The following is a 15,768-nucleotide window of genomic DNA, read 5'->3' as shown; positions in this document are numbered from 1 at the left end:
TTCCTCACATTCCGCGACCAAGGCATTGCACGCTCACTGAGCGCCGTTGCAGAGGTCTTGAACTGGACCCACCGCAGCGCCCAGGTCACCGCGACCCGCTTCCGCTGGCAGGAACGCGTCGCCGCCTGGGACGCCCACCTCTCCCGCCAATACGCCGCCGAGATGGAAGAGGAGCGCCGACGAGCAGCCCGCGAAGACGTCCGCGTGCTCCGGATCATGACCGGCATGATCGGCCAGGCGCTGCCCCGCGTGCAGCAGCTGGCCCCCGACATGACGCTTGCCGAGTTCACCCGCTTCGTGGACACGACGATGAAGTGGCGCCGCACCCTCCTCGGCGATCCGACCGCCACGATCGCGGTCACCGGCCCCGGAGGCGACCCGCTCAGCGTGCAGATCGAGGAGTTCGCCGGCCTGCCCCCGGAGCAGCGGCGCGTACGCCTCGCCGAGCTGGCGGCGACCGTCGCCCGCCGCGCGCAGGCCACCGACGGCAGCGACGACGAGGACGATGGCGAGGAGAGCTACCCGCTCGACGGCGAGGACCAGGAGGACGAGCCCGACCCGGCCGGCGACGAGCACGACGGTGACGAGTGACCGTCACGCCTGCCTTCGGAGAGCTGGGCCACCTCGACGACGCGGAGGTGTTCCGGCGGCTCCAGGCTGCCAAGCTCGCGGCTGCGAAGGATCTGCTGCGGGACCCGGCGACGCTCGCGCGCGGGCTGGACCCGGGCTACCGGATGCGGCCGCACCTGAAGGTGATCAGCGATGCGCTGGTGGGCCTGGAGCGCGGTGACTACGACCGGCTCCTGGTCATCACCCCGGCCCAGGTGGGGAAGTCGACCACGACGGCTGAGTGGTTTCCGTTCTGGTGGCTGTGCCTGCACGGCGAGGACCGTGTTGCGGTCACCTCGTACTCCGATGACCTGGCGCTGCGGCGAGGCAAGACGATCCGGCAGTACATCGGCGAGTACGGCGGCGAGTACGGGCTGTCGCTGCTGCCCGGGTCGGAGGCCGCGCAGGACTACGACACGAACCAGGGCGGCGGCGTCCGCTCCGTCAGCCTGGGGGCAGGCCTCACCGGCTTCTCGGTCAACCTGCTCGTGGTCGATGACCCGCACAAGGACCGTGCGGAGGCCGAGTCGCGGAAGATGCGCGAGAAGGTTCACGACTGGTGGTCGTCGGCTGCGCTCAAGCGGCTCCAGCCGGACCGCAACGCCGTGGTCGCCATCCAGACCCGGTGGCATCCGGACGACTTCGCCGGGCGTCGGCTGGAGGAGGACGGGCGCTTGGAGGAGGGCGGCCGGTGGAAGGTCGTCCACCTCCCGGCCATCGCCAACCCCACCAAGTTCGGCCCTGACCCGCTCGGCCGGCGTGACGGTGACCCGCTGCCGCACCCGAAGATCCCGACGAAGAACCGGCGCAAGCTGATCGCCTGGTGGGACGACGTCAAGCGGACGTCGACCGTGCGGGACTGGCACGCCCTGTCGCAGGGCGATCCGCAGCCGTCCGAGGGCGCGCTCGTCTCCCGGGACTTGCTGCGCACGATCCGCGACGGCGTCACCGTGGTGGAGCCGCAGAAGATCGCCGTCTCGATCGACCCGTCGGGTGGCGGCCGGGACACCGCGGGCGTCATCGGCGGTTTCCTCGGCGCGGACAACCGGGTCTGGATCACGCACGACCGGACGAAAGCCATGTCGTCGGCGGAGTGGTCCCGTACCGCGTGCCTGCTGGCGTACGAGACGAACGCGGCCGTGATCTACGTCGAGTGGAACTACGGCCGCGACATGTGCACGCTCGCCATCGACACGGCGTGGAAGGCGCTCCAGGAGGAGGGCGCCATCCCGAAGGACCGGCTCAAGCCGATGATCGACGCGGTCAGCGCCAAGCAGGGCAAGCTCTTGAGGGCGGAGCCGATCGCGCAGCAGATGGTCGAGGACCGGGTGCGGCTGCGCGGAGCGTTCCCCGACCTGGAGAACGAGTGGGCGACGTGGCAGCCCACCGATGCCGACTCGCCGGGCCGGATCGACGCCTCCTGTGTCCTGGTGTACGGCCTGATCCCGGAGGCCAACAAGGGTGCGATCGTCCACGCCCCGCTGCCGACGGCGCCGCGCGGCGGGCTCGGGCGGGGTGTGTCGCCGACAGGGCCGGCGTCCTCGTACGGGCGGAGGATCGGCAAGTGAGACGCCTGTCATCCGCAGATGCAGGTGCGCGCGTCGGCCTGCTCTACGCGTACAAGAAGGGTGGTCGACCTATCCGCTGGTGGTGGTCACGTCTTCGGGGCTCAGATCGTCGCGCAGTCGCAGGAACCGGACTGGATGGCGGTAGATCCCCTCGTCCACTGACGTGTCGGCCAGGAACTCGGCGACGAGGTCCGGGGCGACGGGGTGGTACTGAAGCTCGCCGCGAGTGCCCCAGCCGGCCGAGAAGCGCCGCCCGTGCCAAGGATGATCGGGTCCGGCAGGGTGGAGGCGTCCGGCGAGGTCTCGCCGTACAGCGGTCGGCAGGGGAGTGGAACGGGCGACCAGCCGCAGCCGGCCCGCGTGGTCGTACCGGGCGAGCAGCAGTGAAGCCGGTGACGCGAGGGTGCCGGTGACGCCGCCGATCACTCCCTCGGCCGTCACGCGCGACCGGACCTTGATCCACGCCCGCTTGCCGGGCAGGTACTTTTGCTCGCTGCCCTTGCAGACGACGCCCTCGATCCCGGCCGCGCCCCACGCCGGATCGAGCCAGTCGAGCATGGTTGCTCGGTCCGTGGTCGCCGGGCACAGGGTGAACGGCCCGCCCAGCACCTCGCGGGCGAAGAGGTCCTCAAGCCGGGCGCGGCGCTCCCGGTACGGGCGGTCCAGCAGCTCGACCCCGTCGGCCTCCAGGACGTCGAAGACGATGAGGTAGGCGGGGTGCTCGGCGGCGGCCGCCACCGCGCCCCGGCCACGGCGGCGGGCCCGGTTCTGGAGCTGGCCGAAGTGCAGCCGTCCCTCGTGCGGCACGACGAGCTCGCCGTCGAGGACGAGGTCCTCCTCGAGCGCGGAGGCCGCGGCGGCGATCTCCGGGAACGCGGGCGTCAGGTCCGCGCCGTTGCGTGAGTGGAGCATGACCTTGCCGGTGTGGGCGAAGAGCACGGCGCGGTAGCCGTCCGGCTTCTGCTCGGCGACCAGGCGCCCGGGCAGCGCCCTGCCCGACGGCAGCTCGCGCCGCGCTTCGGCCAGCATCGGCTCGATGGGAGGAGACAGCGTCACTTGATCATCTTTAACCGGTGCGACGTCACTGCGCGCGTCGGTTCCAGCGGCCCGAGACGCGGTCTGAACGGCGTAGGCGCGCCCAGCTGCGGGACTGTGCGCTAACGTCCCGCTACTGCAGACGAGTTAGGGGAGATCGTGCCGCAAACCAACACGCAGGCACCCGCCAGGTCGAGACGTCGACCTCTGACGACGCGCATCGTCATCGGCGCTGGCATTCCAACGGGAGTCGCCCTCTTTGCCCTTGGCCTGTGGCTCGACTCAATCGCTTGGTGGTCGCGCCACAACTACTTCCTGAATATCTTCTCCGGCTTCACCGGTGTCTGCTTCGGTATCCCTTTCGCGCTCGTAGGACTGGACTACCTGACGAGGAAGCAGGAAGAGCACCGAGAGACCGAGCAGGCGCGTGCGCGGGCCTCCCTCTTCGTGGCGAGCCTGCTGGAAGTCTTCAACGGCCTCACCCTGGACGAGGTGTCAGGCAAGGTGCGCGCTCTGCTCAACGAGTCCATCGCTATCCGCGCGGTCCGCGGCGACGACCAGAGCCGAGAAGACCGCGAGCTCTCCCTGCTCGCCGCCTTCGACGAACTGCTCCCGGCTCCTGGGGGACAACCTCGCACCAGGTGGTCATCGTTTCGTAGGCAAAGTAACGAAACTGACCACATGGGGCGGTGGCGGACGGAGGTGGAAAGGAGTTGGACGAGGCTGGACAACGTGAGGGCCGCGGTAGCCGACGACTGGATCGACAAAGCCACGGACGTCGCCGCCCACCAGGCCGTCGGGCAGCTGCTGAGAGACGGCCGCAGCCCCTGGAAAGCGAATCGCGACCAGGAGAGTGCTACCGCTATGCGGTACTTCCTCCGTGACCTCAATGCGCTGTGCCAGGCGGCAAAGGCGCTGGAAGCCCACACGAGGTGACAGGGCATCCAGAAGCATCGCCCGCCTGGTGACCTGATGCCCGGTCTGCTGTACGTGGCAGACCGGGCATCGGCACACTGGTTTGCGTGAAGATGCCCCGAGTTGAGTGCGAGTTCTGCCAGCGGTCCATCGCGGCCGGGATAGTGGCTGGACGGCCCAGCAAGGGCCGGCTGTGGCGGCATGACCCGACGGAGCGGCCCGAGCTGTTCGGTGACGCCCTCGTGTCGTGTGCGGGCTCGCTGGCGATCGTGGACCTGCCGGGGCCCGGCGCGCAGCTGGAGTTCGTAGAGGCTGAGGACGAGCCGGCCGGTGAGGAGCCGGTGGGGTCGCTGGGGACGCTGGCCATGTTCTGACCGGCTACCGGCCCGTCAGGCGGCGGCGGGCCTCGTACCACCAGTTGAACGGGGAGCGGCCGCCGTGCGGGCAGTCCCGTTTCATGCCGCCGATTCCCTCGTCGTCTGCGTCGCGCATCTGCCAGGCCAGCACCAGGCCCCATTCGGCCATGCCGTGCGGCCGGCACCGCTCGCAGTCAGGGGACTTGCAGGCCATGGCATCGACCGTCCTGTGTCGCGGGCCCGCCAGTAGACGGGGCGTCAGGGCGGCCGTCCACCGGCGGGGATCTGCGGGCCTGCATCCGGGCCCCCGTGCTCGGGGTTACGGGGGCCCGGGAAAGCAGCCCGGGAGTGGTGGCACCGGCGGCCAGGGGATCGCACCCCCGCCGTCCGGACGCTGTAGCGGCGTGACCGCCGGTGCCGTTCTCCCGGCGCACGCTTGCTCAGGGCGTGCGCCGCGGACTGTAGCAGACCTGGCATATGGTGCGTTGACGCCCCAAGGAGATCAATTCCGGTCGTAGCGCGATCAGTTACGAAAGCACCTTGTGTCTGGAATGACCTATAGTGCCCGCCGCAACCGGAAGATCCTCAGCAAGGGGCGGACATGATCAGCATCCCGGCACTCCTCGTCCTCGCCGCCGCTGGCTATCGAGCAACCCAGCTGGCTGTTCATGACACGATCCTCGATCCCGCCCGAGCGGTCGTCTTCGACTGGCACAGCCGAAAGACCCACAGCCCCGTACGCAGCGCCGCAGTCACGCTGATCTCCTGCCCGTACTGCATGGGCTGGTGGATCTCCGGCGCCCTCCTCGCCACCTACCTCCTCGTCACCGGCCGCTTCGACGACGCCCCGCTCCTGATCCACGGCATCGAATGGTTCGCGGTCGCCGGCGCGGCCGTCCTCCTCAACCGCGTCGACGACACCCTCGGCGAGGTGGGCAAGTGACCCGACAGCTCACGGCCGCCGCCTCCCGCTACGTCGACCGCAAGGTCCGCACGCTCAAGGCGACCACCGACCAGGGATGGCAGACCCGAGCCTGGCAGCTGTACCACCAGGTCCCCGAGGTCCGCTTCGCCGCCACCTACGAAGCCAACGGCATGGCGGCCGCCACCCTGTACGCCGGACGTCGCGCCGACGACGGCACGATCGAGCCCGCCCCGAACAACCACCGTGCCGCCGATATCGTCGCCCAGATCGCCGGTGGACCCGACGGGCAGTCCAAGCTGCTGTCCGCCTTCGGCAAGCACCTCACCGTGGCCGGCGAGGGCTGGGTCCTCGTACGCCCCAACAGCGAAGTCCTCAGCCCCGACGTCCCCGAAGACGGCCACGACTGGCGGGTGCTGTCCACCCGCGAGGTCTCCCAGAAGTCCGGCAAGCTCATCGCCGAGATCGACGGCGAGGACATCGAGGTCCCCGCCGGCGACGAGGAGACCCTCGACCCGGACTCGCCGGTCGCCCTGCGCGTGTGGGAGCCGGACCCCGAGCACTTCGTCGAAGCCGACAGCCCCGTGCGCGCCAGCATCGACCTGCTGGAGGAACTCCTCCTGCTGAACGCCGCGGTGAAGGCCATCGCCCGGTCCCGGCTGACCGGCCGCGGCATCCTCCTCGTCCCCAAGGGCGTCCGCTTCCCCACCCGGCCCGGCCAGGGCGACGCCGAGGACGACCTGATCGAGCTGCTGATGATGATCGCCGAGACGGCGATCCGCGAGCCCGAGAGCGCAGCGGCCACGGTGCCGATCGTGCTGGAGGTCCCCCCCGAGTCCATCTCCGACTTCAAGCTGCTCACGTTCGAGAGCAACTTCGACGACCTGGCGCTGAAGCTCCGCGAGGAGGCCATCAAGCGGTTCGCCACCGGATTGGAGATCCCCGCCGAACTGCTGCTGGGCATGGGCGACACGAACCACTGGGGCGCCTGGATGCTCACCTCCGAGGCGATCCGCATGGGCATCGAGCCCAAGCTCCAGACCGTCTGCCACGCCCTCACCCAGCAGTGGATGCGCCCGCTGCTCCAGGCCGAGAAGGTCGAGGACTGGCACAGGTGGCTCGTCTGGTACGACACCGCCAACCTGCGGGTGCGCACCAACCGGTCGGAGACCGCGCTGCAGGCGTTCGACCGTGGCGTCATCAGCTCCGCAGCGCTGCGCCGCGAGACCGGCTTCGAGGAGTCCGACGCCCCCACCGCCGAGGAAGAGGCCGCCCGCAAGAAGCAGCAGCAGGACAACGGCCAGGACCAGCAGCCGGGCGACGGCCAGGACCAGGGGCCGGCGAAGCCGGACCTGCCGGTCGACGAGACCCAGGAAGAGCCCGACACCCTGCCCGCCTCCGCCGGCCGCCCCCTCGGCGAGGGCCTCGTCGCAGCCGCCGACGGCCTGATCTGGGCCGCCCTGTCCTCGGCTGGCGACAAGCTGCTCCGCACCCCGATCTGCCCGCGCAGCGAACGCGCCCGAGCACGGGAGATCGAAGCGGCGGCCCTGCACACCGAGCTGAAGGTCGAGCCCGGCCAGGTCGAGCAGTACCGGCTGCTGGAAGGGGCCTGGAACCGGGTCCCGGAGATCGCCAAGCGGTACGGGCTCAGCTCGGACTGCCTGACCGCCTCGCTCGACTCCTACGCCCGCGAGCTGATCGCAGCCGGGATCTGCCACTCGTACGCGGTCGTCCCCGCCGTCATCGGCTCCTGCGCCTCGCTGGAAGTGGCCGCGTGATGGCCTCCCCGGCGCCCCTGACCGTGATCGTCACCCCGGGCCCGGCCCGCGAGGACTGGTGCAAGACGTGCAAGGCGTGGACGCGCACCACCGGCGACATCCTCATGCTCACCCCGGGCGGCGTGTCCGTCGTCGGCACCTGGACGGCGTGCGAGATCTGCAACGACGAGGAGGACGACCGTGGGTGACCTCATGCGGGCGGCCCCCCTCGGCCATTCGAACCCCTCGCACCGCGTGCACGGCTTCTGCTCCCTCTGCCACGGCCGGACCGTCGCCGAGGAGCTGGCCGCCTGGCAGGTCCACGAGGAGGCCCGCTACGAAGCCGCCCAGCACGCCTCGACGGCCACGCCGGACGGCGACGACGAGGACGACGAGGGTGGCGGCCCTCTCATCGCCGACGTCAACTCACGAACCGTCGACTGCCCCAGCTGCGGGCGCAGCGACACCGTCCTCGACGCCGGTTTCACCGTGACCACCCCTCAGGGCGTGCATGAGGTCGGCCGGTTCGCGTTCTGCTTCGGCTGCGAGACGGCCCAGGAGGTCACCAGTGGCTGAGTGCCGTCGCGACCTCTCCCTGTGCGCGGCCTGCGGGGGCCTCCAGGTCCTCGAAGCCCGCCCCCTCGACGTCCTCGGCTTCACCCTGAACGGCCCCGACGGGCCGATCGCGACGAGCGGGCCCACGACGCTCTACCTCACCCGCCTCGAACCCTGCCCCAACACCCCCCAGGGAGACCAGCAGTGAGCGACGGAACTGACGAGCTGACGGTGGTGGAGCAGCCAAAGCTGCACGTCGCCCCGCCCGGCCACTCCCGCGCAGGGCACCGGGCGTTCGGCTGGTGCTCCCGCTGCCCAGGCCGGGAGGTCTGGGAGGAACTCCTCGCCTGGCGGCAGCGCGACAACCAGGCCATCGACGAGACGCCGACGCCCGACCGTGTGACCGTCCCCAGCCGGGAGGCCGAGAAGGTGAGCGCCGATGGCTGAGCCGGCCTTCCTGACGGACGACGCCTCACCCGAGCACGCGGCCGCCATCGTCGGCCTCATCCAGGACGCCGCCGCGGTGGCGGTCACCCACTTCGACCAGCTCCCCGACGGCGAGGAGGCCAGCGTCTACGTCACCCTCACCGCCGACACGGGGTACGGGACGATCCCGCTCGGGATGTGGGGCTTCCTCCGTGCCGCCGACAACTCCGTGACCCTCGCCGGTGCGACACAGGAGGGCACCGATGGCTGACGACCTGTTCCAGCTCCTGGAAGACGCCGAACAGCAGGTAGCCGACGAGGTGTCGGCCGTCCTGGGCGAGGTTGCCGACGAGTTCGCCCAGGAGCTGGCCGACGCCACCGAGCTCGTCGCCGCACGGTTCTCCGTGTCCCGGATCGCCGCGATGTTCACGGAGCGGGTGCCGCGCCTCGTGCGCCGCCTGCTGCGCGTGTCGGAGCAGGCCGCCGCCCACACCGCGGAGGCAACCGACAGTGAACTCCCCGAGGAGTGGCACGACCTGGAAGGCCGGTACCAGGACGGCCGCGACCTGCCGCCGGCGATGAGCGAGTACGTCACCGTCACCGAGCACCTGATGCGCGCGGTCGGTGACCGGCTCGCGGAGGCCGCCCGGGAGGAACTCGCCGCGGGCGTCGACGCGGGCGAGTCCATCGACCAGCTGCGGGCACGCCTGCGTGAGCGGTTCGCCCGGGAGGGCTCGCAGCTCGGCCCGGACCGTGAGGAAGGCATCGCGCGTACCGAAGCCGGCCGGGCCTGGAACACGGCCACGCTGGGCGCAGCGAGGGCGGCCACCGGCCAGGACCGGCCCCTGGTCAAGCAGTGGGTCACCAAGGCCGACACGCGTGTCCGGCACGACCACCGCGAGGTCAACGGCACGGTCCTGCTGCTGGACGAGGAGTTCAGCGTGGGCTCCTCGAAGATGAACGCCCCCCACGACCCCAGCGCCCCGGCCTCACAGGTCGTCAACTGCCGGTGCGTGCTGCGAGTCCACCCCGAGGTGCGGTCGTCGGCCTTCGATTCTCAAGTGGCCCCGACGGCGGCACTTGAGAATGCCAGGGACTCCACGGCCGCAGCTGATGGAAGTCACCTGTCCGGCGCGATGGTGGCCCTCATGCCCACCCCCGCCGACGCCGAGCGCCTGGCCATCGAGGGCGGTGAGCCCGTCGACGAGCTGCACTGCACGATGTTCTTCCTCGGTGACGACGCCGGCCAGTGGACCGAGGCCCAGCGCGCCGACTTCATCCAGGCCCTCACGACGGCGGCCGGGGACCTCGGCGGCCCCATCGCCGGGCACGCCACCGGCGCAGCCCACTGGAACACCGACACCGACAAGCCGTCGTGGGTGTGGACCATCAGCGACAGCCGAGACCGGCCCGACGACGCCCCGACCCTCGGCGACGCCCGCCAGGCCGTCACCGTGGCGCTCGCCGACACCGAGCATCCCGACGTGCCCCGCCAGCACTCCCCGTGGACGGCCCACACCTGCGCCGTCTACACGGCGGAGAGCGGGCCGTACAGCGAGCTGCTCGCGAGAGTCGGCCCCGTGACCTTCGACAGGCTGCGCGTCGCCTTCGGGGACGAGCACACCGACATCCCCCTCGGCCCCCAGCAGGAGGAAGAACCCATGCCTGACGCCAAGGCCGCCGCCACCGCGGCCCCCGACTTCGTTCCGCTGACGGTTCGTACCTGGTCGACGCCCGACCCGTGGGCGATCGCCTACGAGGACGAGGAGACCGGCGACGGCCGGATCTTCACCAAGGGCGCCCTGAAGTGGGACCGGCAGCCGCAGCCGCTCCAGCATGCCGACGAGATGCTGATGGGCCACCAGGGCGCCCGCCTGGCCGGCGCCATCAAGAAGGTGAAGCGGGACGGCAAGCGCATCACCGCCTCCGGTGCGCTGTACCTCAACCAGCCGGCCGGGCTCGACGCGGTGCAGCTCCTTGAGGAGGAGGCGCCGCTCGGTATCAGCGTGGACCTGGACAACGTCAGCATCCAGCTCGTCGACAAGACCCTCAGCCCCGAGGACGCGGAGTGGCTGTTCGCGTCGGCGACGCTCGCACAGGCAAGCGTGATGAGCATGGAGGACGGCTCGGTGATGCTGTCCGCCTCCACCCGGGCCGAGTGGACGGCGGCCGGTGAGGCGTTCTCCCGCAGCCGCTACGACGTCCAGCTCATCACCGGCCCCGGCGGCGTACTCACCGCCGCGGCGATCGCGCAGGCCTTCAACGGCACCGGCGCTCTCACCGCGGCGGCCGGTGACGCGGACGACCCGGAGTCCGGGCTGGTCATCCACGAGCAGAAGGCCGGCGAGTTCCTGCTGCGCATCACCGATGCCCGGTTGCGCGGCGCCACGCTCGTGTCGATGCCCGCCTTCAAGGACGCCAAGATCGTCCTCGACCCGCTCGACGAGACCGCGGCCGCGCCGGTGCCGGACATCACCGCGGCGGGGGAGACCCGAGACCGGGTCGTCCGCTACGTGTGCACCTCACCGGCCGCCGTCGGCGCCCGGGAAGTCTCCAACGCGCTCGGTATGGCCATGAGTACCGCGCGCGGGCACCTCAACGGGGCGGCGAAGGACGGCCGGATCGTCCGCCTGGCGCCCGGCCTGTTCTGCGGGCCGTCGACCCTGCCGGAGGGCGAGAAGACCGCGAGCGGTGAAGAGCGGATCGCCGAGGACGAGTTCCACGGCACGCCTGGGCGGCCCAGCTACCGCAAGTACCACCCCAGTGGCCGCAATGCCCGCGAGTCGCGCAGGACGCAGCACGCGGGCGGCGGCTGGGCGGGGAGCAACCTGTTCAGCGAGGAGCAGCACCTGGACGCCATGCTCGACTACCAGGGCCGCGCCTACCGGGACATGAACGCCCTGCTCCGCCGAGACGCCGAGCCTCAGCGGGCATCGCTGGACGAGACCCGTCACCGGATCTCTGCCCTCAGCGACCTGATCAGCATTCAGGACCCGCTGAGCGAGGACAGGAGCATGTTCCGGGGGACCCGGCAGCTCCGCCTCGGCTTGAAGCCCGGCGACGAGTTCCACGACAAGGGCTTCACCAGCATGTCCGACGACGAGGACGTAGCGCGCGGCATGACCGGCGTCGGCGGCTCCCTGTTCAGGATCAAGGCCCCCAAGGGCACGCAGGCCCTCGACGTGACCGCCCTCGGCGGTGAGAAGTCCGAAGCGGAGTGGATCACCGCGCCGGGCACGCAGTTCCGGGTCACGGCCGCCAACGAGCCGGAAGACCCGCTGGAGACGGCGGTCTACGACGTCGAGATCATCAACGGCCGGATGGCCTCGGGTGCGCTCGCAGGGCTGGCACTCGCCCTCACGGCGGCCTCCTCCGGCAGCGGCTTCGAGGACCGGATCTCGGACTGGGAGCCCGACACCCTGGTCATCGACCGTCGCGCGTCCGCAGCCGGTGTCGAGGACGAGCTTGAGGCGTCCGCGTGGACGGCCATGCAGCAGATGCCGCCGATGCCCGCCGCCTGGTTCGCCGAGCCGACCGAGGAGGAACTCCCCGACGGCGCGGGCGGCGTCCACCTGAAGGACGGCCGCGCCTACGGGTGGGTCGCCACCATCGACGAGCCGCACGCCGGCTACCCGGGCAAGAACCTGACAGTGCGCAAGCTCGCCGCGGAGGGCTTCGACTTCTCGCACTTCCTGCGGGCGAAGTTCCAGCTCGACGACGGCTCGTTCGCCCGGGTCGGCGCGATGACCATGAACGTGGGCCACCACAGGGACGGCGCCGAGTGTGAGACGGCGGCCTGCCAGTTCGACGACAGCAGGACCGTCGGGGCGATCGTTACCGTCGGCCTCAACGAGCGCGGCCTGTGGTTCAGCGGTGCGGCGGCGCCGTGGCTGTCGGAATGGGACCGGGCGGTGTTCGCGGCGTGCCAGCCGTCGTACCACCTGCGGCAGGCCCGAGACGGGTCGTGGCAGCTGCGGGCCGTGCTGACCGTGCCCGTGCCCGGCCACTCGACGCCGCTGCTGGCCGCCCTCCATGCGGTCGCCGAGCGGTCGAACCTGGCGCTCGCCGCCTCCGCCGCGGGCCTCCTCCCGCTCACGGACGAGGCATCCGAACCTTCTCCGGACACCCGTCCGGACGAGCATCCGGACGACATCCGGACGGCGTTCGCGAGTTCGACGGACATCAGCGTTGACCTGCCCGGACAGCGTCCGGACGGAGCGTCCGGACGGCATCCGGACGCCGGGGCGCCGGTCGTCCAGGTCGACGTCGAGGCGCTCGCCGCAGCCCTCGCGTCCGGGCCCCTCGTCGACCTCCTCACCGACGCCGTGACCCGCCGCCAGGAGGAACGGCGCACAGAGATCGAGGAGATGGCCGCGCTCGTCGCGCAGCACCCGGCCGCTGAGACCGTCGCCGTAACGAACGGAGTGATCTGAGATGGGATGCGCCTGCAAGGGTGGCAACAAGACCCGCTACGAAGTCGTCGTGACCACCGACGGCCGAGAGAAGGTGGTGTTCGCCTCGGCGAGCAAGCCCACCGCCGAGAGCGTCGGTAAGCGGTACGCCGGGAGCGTCATCCGCGAAGTGCCGCCGAAGAACGCGGCCGAGTCGACCGCCAAGTAGCCGAAAAGGGAACGCAGGAGGCCCCTCGACCGGTGCCGAGGGGCCTCGTGCGGTGCTCAGGGTCAGCCGACCATCACCCCGCCCCCTTCCCTGGTGCCACGGAGCACCACCGTCGAAGCCGCGGCGGCACCGACCGCCTGCGAGACGGCACTCACTTGGTCGGGCGGCAGGACCGAAGCGGCGCCGACGACGACTACGCCGACGAGGATGAGCTTGAGACGGCGCTTGCGGTGGAGGGGGTGGAGCGGTTCATCATGGTTGCAGGGCGTCAGCACTGGTGTCGTCCTATCTGCCGCGCGAGCGGCGGTCTGGCCGTCGGGTGTCCTCAACATGCTTTGGGAGCTAGAGGCGCCTGGCGGTCACTGGCTTGTCTGCCTGTAGTTTCGGGCGGCCTTGCCCCCCTGATAAGGGGGTCGAGAGAATGCGCCGACAATCTGCGCTCAATACGAGACAACAGGTGTAGACCAGATGCCGCGTCGAGCAACACCGCTCAATGACGACAGTCCGCAGGCCCGATTCGCCCGCGCTCTCCGCCGCCTGCGGGATGAGGCTGGCTTCGACGCCAAGACGGTCGAAGCGATCTCCAAAGAGACGCAGATCCCGAAGTCGACGCTCTACGCAGCGTTGAGGGGACAGCGGATCCCAACGAGGCCTGTCCTCGCGGCTCTCGTGACCGCCTGGAACGGTAACCATCGAGAATGGCTGTTGCTTCGCAGCGAGACCGAAGAACAAATCGAACTGCTGAGTGCCGCTGCCTCGGATGGCAAGGAGCATCCACCAGGCATGCGTCAGGCGTACTTCGGGAGGGGGCCGTCGCAGTGGTTCATTGATGATCTCTTGCAAGCGGATCCGTCAGAACTCGTGGGTGAGCAGCAGGCCGCTCGCGCGCTGCTGATGTCGAATCCGTTCCTAGGGCCGGTAGCCGAGGGAGGAACTGCGGCGGTCGGGTTCTGGGAGGCTGTTACGGCGGCCGACCTCCTTGATGCCCTGTCCACGACCGAACTTGTGACGGTGCTGTCGGTCCTCCCCCATATGGGATTCGTATGGGACGAACTGCGCAGGCGGGCGGGCGTGGTCACTGTGCGCACCATCGCTGACAATCTCGGTTTGGGGATTGTCACGGTAAGTAAGGTGGTGCACGGCAACCTGCTCAGGCGTGATTACGCGGAAGTTATAGCCAAGTTCCTACTCACGGGAGAGCGGCCGGCCGAGCCCATGCACCCGAGGCGTCGATTCACTCAGTAGCCCCTGACGCATAGTTCACCCGAAACTTCCGGACCAGCGGGCTACTATCTGCTACAGACGACCGCTGGTTTTGGGCCGGGTCTCCAAGATCGATCATTTGGAGACCGGCCCCATGGAAGAGTTCTCGCTTCCCGAGGACATCACCACCCTCAGCGACGAAGAGCTGGACAACCTTCTCGACGGCGCGGTCAAGGCGTTCGACGCCAAGGCTGGCAGCAGCACCGTCACCAGCGACGACCTGACCCAGCTTCGCGAGCTGGCCACCGCGGTCGAGAACATCCGTACCGAGAAGGCGGAGCGCATCGAGGCCGCCCAGAAGGCCGCCGCCGAGATCGAGGCGCTCGCCGCGACCGTCCGCGGCGACGAGGGCGGGCAGGAAGCCGCCACCACCGAGCCCGCCGCCGAGAACCCGGCCGAGCCGGCTGCCGAGCCCGCCGCCGAGCCGGCCAAGGAGCCCGTCACCGCCTCCGCCGCCGTCAAGTCCCGCGCCCTGGACCTGTCGCGGGTCCGGGCTCACCAGCCGCGCGTACTGCCCGCCGACCCCAACCCGCGCCCGGAGATCACCGCCTCCGTCGACGTCCCCGGCTACCAGCCGGGCCAGCCCCTCGACATGGAGGGCGTCACCGAGGGCATCATCCGGCGCGCCAACGCCCTCAAGACCGCCGGTGGCGGCGTGGGCCTGACCGCCTCCTACCGGCTGCCGTTCCCGCAGCAGCTCATCGTCAACGACAGCTCCTCGGGCACGGAGGGCACGCGTGCGGTCGTCCTCGCCGGCGACCAGTCCCGTCTCAACGGCGGCGACCTCGTCGCGAGCGGCGGATGGTGTGCGCCGTCCGAGACGGTCTACACCCTCACCAACATGTCCTGCCCGGAGATGCTGTGGGACCTGCCCGAGATCCAGCTCGCCCGCGGCGGCCTGCGCTACTTCCCGATGCCGTCGCTCGACGTCGCCGCCATGACGTGGATTCACACCGAGGCCGACGACATCTCCGGCGCGGTCAAGCCCTGCTTCCGCATCCCCTGCCCGGAGCCGGTCGAGGTCCGCTGTGACGCGGTCGGCGCGTGCCTGGAGTCCGGCATCCTGACGCAGCGGCACTTCCCGGAGCTGGTGGCGTACTACCAGTCGCTGGCGATGGTCGCGCACGAGATCCGCATCCGCCAGGAATTGTTCACGCAGGCCGTGGCCGCCTCCACCGCCGTCACGATCGCCGCCACGTTCGGCGCGTTCTCCGCCATCTTCGCCGCGGTCGCCCTCCAGGCCAGCGACATGACGGAGAAGCTGAGCCTCTGCCAGAACATCAACATCGAGGTCGTCTTCCCCTGGTGGGCGAAGAACCTGTTCCTGGCAGACATCGCCCGCCAGAACGGCGTCAGCTGCGACGACATCGACATCGCGTGCGTCGTCAACGCGTTCGCGCAGCTCGGCATCAGCGTGCAGTGGGCGCGCGGCCTGACCCCGGCCGTCCCGACCGACATCGGCGGCCCGACCCCGGCCACCGACTGGCCGACGTCCATCCCGTTCCTGATCTACCCGGCCGGCACCTTCGAGGCAGGGCGCGGCGGCGAGATCTCGCTGGGCGTGATCCACGACTCGACGAAGTTCTCGACGAACGACTACACGGCCTTGTTCACCGAGGAGTGCACCGCGCTCATCGCCCGGAACAACGAGGCCCGCGTCGTCACCGTCCCGGTCTGCCCCGACGGCCGCACCGGCGAGCAGCTCGGCGTCACCTGCCCGATCGCCTGACCCCTGCCCACGT

The 15,768-nt window shown here is 70.3% G+C and carries 18 protein-coding genes; 15 read left to right on the top strand and 3 right to left on the bottom strand.

The features are described 5' to 3' along the window. Positions 1 to 57: 57 nt before the first annotated feature. Together DI272_RS44545 and DI272_RS18775 are read left to right on the top strand one after the other, a co-directional pair. Complete coding sequence (locus tag DI272_RS44545) at positions 58 to 591, top strand: hypothetical protein (RefSeq protein ID WP_181387242.1); 534 nt, start codon at positions 58 to 60, stop codon at positions 589 to 591. Continuing rightward, positions 588 to 2,177 (top strand): terminase large subunit domain-containing protein, encoded by a 1,590-nt coding sequence (locus DI272_RS18775; protein ID WP_109496473.1) that lies wholly within the window; start codon positions 588 to 590, stop codon positions 2,175 to 2,177. Before DI272_RS44545 ends, DI272_RS18775 begins: the two co-directional genes overlap by 4 nt. 69 nt (positions 2,178 to 2,246) lie before the next feature. Here DI272_RS18775 and DI272_RS18770 read toward each other — a convergent pair whose 3' ends face one another. Further along, entirely contained in the window at positions 2,247 to 3,233 is a 987-nt protein-coding gene (locus tag DI272_RS18770) for an RNA ligase family protein (protein WP_109496472.1), read from the bottom strand. Positions 3,234 to 3,371: 138 nt separating this feature from the next. On the opposite strand from DI272_RS18770, the gene DI272_RS18765 reads away from it, so the two are divergent. Beyond that, positions 3,372 to 4,148 (top strand): hypothetical protein, encoded by a 777-nt coding sequence (locus DI272_RS18765; RefSeq protein WP_109496471.1) that lies wholly within the window; start codon positions 3,372 to 3,374, stop codon positions 4,146 to 4,148. 86 nt (positions 4,149 to 4,234) lie between these two features. Next, complete coding sequence (locus DI272_RS18760; protein ID WP_146238358.1) at positions 4,235 to 4,501, top strand: hypothetical protein; 267 nt, start codon at positions 4,235 to 4,237, stop codon at positions 4,499 to 4,501. A gap of 4 nt (positions 4,502 to 4,505) precedes the next feature. Here the strand turns inward: DI272_RS18760 and DI272_RS18755 are convergent, their stop codons facing one another. Beyond that, positions 4,506 to 4,697: a hypothetical protein gene (locus DI272_RS18755; protein WP_109496469.1), complete on the bottom strand. Its 192-nt coding sequence runs from the start codon at positions 4,695 to 4,697 to the stop codon at positions 4,506 to 4,508. 387 nt (positions 4,698 to 5,084) lie between these two features. On the opposite strand from DI272_RS18755, the gene DI272_RS18750 reads away from it, so the two are divergent. From DI272_RS18750 to DI272_RS18710, 9 genes are read left to right on the top strand one after another with little or no spacing between them, the layout of a single operon-like run. Beyond that, on the top strand, positions 5,085 to 5,426 hold the full coding sequence (locus DI272_RS18750) for a DUF1360 domain-containing protein (RefSeq protein WP_109496468.1): 342 nt from the start codon (positions 5,085 to 5,087) through the stop codon (positions 5,424 to 5,426). Continuing rightward, positions 5,423 to 7,183 carry a hypothetical protein gene (locus tag DI272_RS18745; RefSeq protein WP_109496467.1) on the top strand — a complete coding sequence of 587 codons (1,761 nt, stop codon included), beginning with the start codon at positions 5,423 to 5,425 and terminating at the stop codon, positions 7,181 to 7,183. Before DI272_RS18750 ends, DI272_RS18745 begins: the two co-directional genes overlap by 4 nt. After that, a complete protein-coding gene (locus tag DI272_RS18740; protein ID WP_109496466.1) occupies positions 7,183 to 7,371 on the top strand; it encodes a hypothetical protein in 189 nt (62 codons plus the stop codon). Before DI272_RS18745 ends, DI272_RS18740 begins: the two co-directional genes overlap by 1 nt. Further along, the gene (locus DI272_RS18735) at positions 7,364 to 7,738 is read left to right on the top strand and encodes a hypothetical protein (protein ID WP_109496465.1); all 375 of its coding nucleotides are present in this window, start codon (positions 7,364 to 7,366) and stop codon (positions 7,736 to 7,738) included. Before DI272_RS18740 ends, DI272_RS18735 begins: the two co-directional genes overlap by 8 nt. Beyond that, positions 7,731 to 7,925, top strand: coding sequence for a hypothetical protein (locus DI272_RS18730; RefSeq protein WP_109496464.1), 195 nt, complete (start codon positions 7,731 to 7,733; stop codon positions 7,923 to 7,925). The genes DI272_RS18735 and DI272_RS18730 overlap by 8 nt, the downstream gene beginning before the upstream one ends. Continuing rightward, positions 7,922 to 8,164 (top strand): hypothetical protein, encoded by a 243-nt coding sequence (locus DI272_RS18725; RefSeq protein ID WP_109496463.1) that lies wholly within the window; start codon positions 7,922 to 7,924, stop codon positions 8,162 to 8,164. Before DI272_RS18730 ends, DI272_RS18725 begins: the two co-directional genes overlap by 4 nt. After that, positions 8,157 to 8,414, top strand: a complete 258-nt coding sequence (locus DI272_RS18720; protein WP_109496462.1) for a hypothetical protein — start codon at positions 8,157 to 8,159, stop codon at positions 8,412 to 8,414. Before DI272_RS18725 ends, DI272_RS18720 begins: the two co-directional genes overlap by 8 nt. Beyond that, entirely contained in the window at positions 8,407 to 12,576 is a 4,170-nt protein-coding gene (locus tag DI272_RS18715) for a phage minor head protein (protein ID WP_109496461.1), read from the top strand. The genes DI272_RS18720 and DI272_RS18715 overlap by 8 nt, the downstream gene beginning before the upstream one ends. Position 12,577: 1 nt before the next feature. Beyond that, positions 12,578 to 12,763 carry a hypothetical protein gene (locus DI272_RS18710; RefSeq protein WP_109496460.1) on the top strand — a complete coding sequence of 62 codons (186 nt, stop codon included), beginning with the start codon at positions 12,578 to 12,580 and terminating at the stop codon, positions 12,761 to 12,763. A 62-nt stretch (positions 12,764 to 12,825) separates the two neighbouring features. On the opposite strand, the gene DI272_RS18705 is transcribed toward DI272_RS18710, so the two are convergent. Continuing rightward, complete coding sequence (locus tag DI272_RS18705; protein WP_146238356.1) at positions 12,826 to 13,095, bottom strand: hypothetical protein; 270 nt, start codon at positions 13,093 to 13,095, stop codon at positions 12,826 to 12,828. Positions 13,096 to 13,231: 136 nt separating this feature from the next. Here DI272_RS18705 and DI272_RS44190 point away from each other — a divergent pair, with 136 nt between their 5' ends. Further along, positions 13,232 to 14,008, top strand: coding sequence for a helix-turn-helix domain-containing protein (locus tag DI272_RS44190; RefSeq protein ID WP_146238355.1), 777 nt, complete (start codon positions 13,232 to 13,234; stop codon positions 14,006 to 14,008). A 112-nt stretch (positions 14,009 to 14,120) separates the two neighbouring features. Then, complete coding sequence (locus DI272_RS18695) at positions 14,121 to 15,755, top strand: major capsid protein (protein WP_109496457.1); 1,635 nt, start codon at positions 14,121 to 14,123, stop codon at positions 15,753 to 15,755. Positions 15,756 to 15,768 lie beyond the last annotated feature (13 nt).

The sequence above is a fragment of the Streptomyces sp. Act143 genome, assembly GCF_003143935.1.
Classification (GTDB): Bacteria; Actinomycetota; Actinomycetes; order Streptomycetales; family Streptomycetaceae; genus Streptomyces.
This window is presented reverse-complemented; position numbering and strand designations above follow the sequence as displayed.